Below are 1845 nucleotides of genomic sequence, written 5' to 3'. Positions count from 1 at the left end.
GCATGCCCGCTCGCGCCCGGGCGAAGGCCGCGATCGGCACCGCCAGGGCGCGCCGAGCTCGCGGCACCGGAGGCGAGCCCGAGCCGGGTGCCGCCGGGCTGCCCGCGGGCAGCGCGGCGCTGCTGTTGCTGGCCGTGCTGGCCGTGCCGTGTGTGGTGGCCTCCGTGATGTGGCCGATCGCGTCCATCGGCATCACGGCGGTGTTCGTGGTGCTGACCAGGTCTCTCTGGGTGAGCCACTGGATGGTCAGGAAACGCGTGTCGCTGTGGCGGAGCGTGCTGCGGGTGGTGCTCTTCCCGTTCGCGCTCGCCGGGTCGGCCGTGACCGCGGCGGTCTGGCCGGGCGTGCCCGTCGCCGTGGCGGCGGGTGGAGCGCTCTGGATCACCGGCGGCGGTCAGATCGCCTCCGACTGGTGGCAGCAGCCGGCGCCGGTCACCGCGGCGGCTGTGGTGTTCGGCATGCTGTGCGGCGGCGTCACCGGCCGGGAGATCGAGCGGGTCGGTGCCAGGCTGCCGGAGCTGCGCCGCGAGGGGCTGCGCGCGCTTGCCGTGCTGGGCGGGTTCGTCGCCCTGTGCGCGGCGGCCGTACGCGCGATCGCCCTACTCCTCTGAGGCCGGGCCGCTCCGAGGCGCCGCCCGTCAGCCCTGAGCGCCGTCGCGCCGGGAGAAGCGGTTGAAGATGCGCTCGCCCGCGTTCACCGCGCCCTCGGCCACGTCGCGCAGCACGCCGATGAACGGGTCCTGCGATTGCGACCACGCCGTGCGGTAGGACTCGGCCGCCGCCTTGACCTCGTCGGTGACCCTGGCGCTGGCGTCGTCCTCCCGGCGCGGGTAGTCGCCGCCGAGGATGCGTTCGTACTCGCCGCTGCGCTGCCACTTGTCGAGCTCGGCCACGCGCACCACGGCGAACGGGTGGGTGGTGCCGAGCAGGTTGAGGACCTTGAGGAAGCCGTCGCGGAGGTCGCCCGCGGTGTCGTACTCCTGGTACTGCTCCAGGAACGCCTCGATGTTCATCTCGTGGGTGTAGGCGCCGCCGGCGAGCTTCATCAGCGCGCGCTTGGCCGCCTCCGGGTCCTGGCCGGTGAGCAGGCCGCCGCGGTCGGAGGAGAGCTCGGACTTGCGGTACCACTCCTCGAGGCCCGCGACGATCGCGCGCAGGCCGATGTAGCCGAGCGGGATCCAGGCGACGCGGGTGGCGAGGCGGGTGAGGATGTCGAGCATCGTCCGGTAGACCGCGTGCCCCGACAGGATGTGCGAGGTCTCGTGGCCGATGACGAAGCGCTGCTCCTCCTCGTTCATGAGGTTGAGCAGGCCGGTGGTCACGACGATGAAGGGGTCGTCGAAGCCGATCGCCTTCGCCTGCACCTGGGGGTCCTGCTGGATGTAGATCTCGGGGATCCGGTGGAGGTCGAGGGTGTAGGCGGCGTCGCGGCCCATGTCGTACAGGGAGCGGAACTGGGTCTCGCTCACGCGCACGGCCGACGCGAGGTACATCAGGCGCAGCCGTCGTTCGCTGATGAGGCCGGACATCTGCTTCAGGACTGTGTCGAACCCACTCAACTTTCGCAGAGCGACCAGGGCGGACCGGTCTGCGGGGTGTTCGTAGGCACGGGAGGAGATGCCGGGTAGTTGGACGCGGTTGCGGTCCGGGGTGGTCGTCATGCCCGGCATGCTACGTCGGCATCGGGAGGGATGCGCGGCCATCGTGGAGGGGGGTGCCATCATGTTGGGGGAGGGGATCCACGTAAGGTCCGTTTCATGATGAATGCCCCAGGTGTCCATGGGAAAAGGCGTGTGGGTGTTATGGGAGGCACCTTCGACCCCATCCACCACGGTCACCTGGTGG

Annotated in this window: 2 protein-coding genes; one reads left to right on the top strand and one right to left on the bottom strand. The window is 70.8% G+C overall.

Translation table 11 applies throughout. The features are described from left to right. Positions 1 to 611, top strand: a 611-nt coding sequence (locus DAT37_RS19325) for a hypothetical protein (RefSeq protein ID WP_198654353.1), incomplete at its 5' end; no start/stop codon positions are given. Between the two features lie 27 nt (positions 612 to 638). Here the strand turns inward: DAT37_RS19325 and DAT37_RS19320 are convergent. After that, a partial coding sequence (locus tag DAT37_RS19320; protein ID WP_232839860.1) for a M48 family metallopeptidase occupies positions 639 to 1845 on the bottom strand: 1207 nt, incomplete at its 5' end.

The organism is Nocardia aurea (assembly GCF_003123685.1).
GTDB lineage: Bacteria > Actinomycetota > Actinomycetes > Mycobacteriales > Mycobacteriaceae > Nocardia > Nocardia aurea.
Note: the sequence above shows the minus strand (reverse complement) of the source record. Positions and strands in the feature narration are given on the sequence as shown.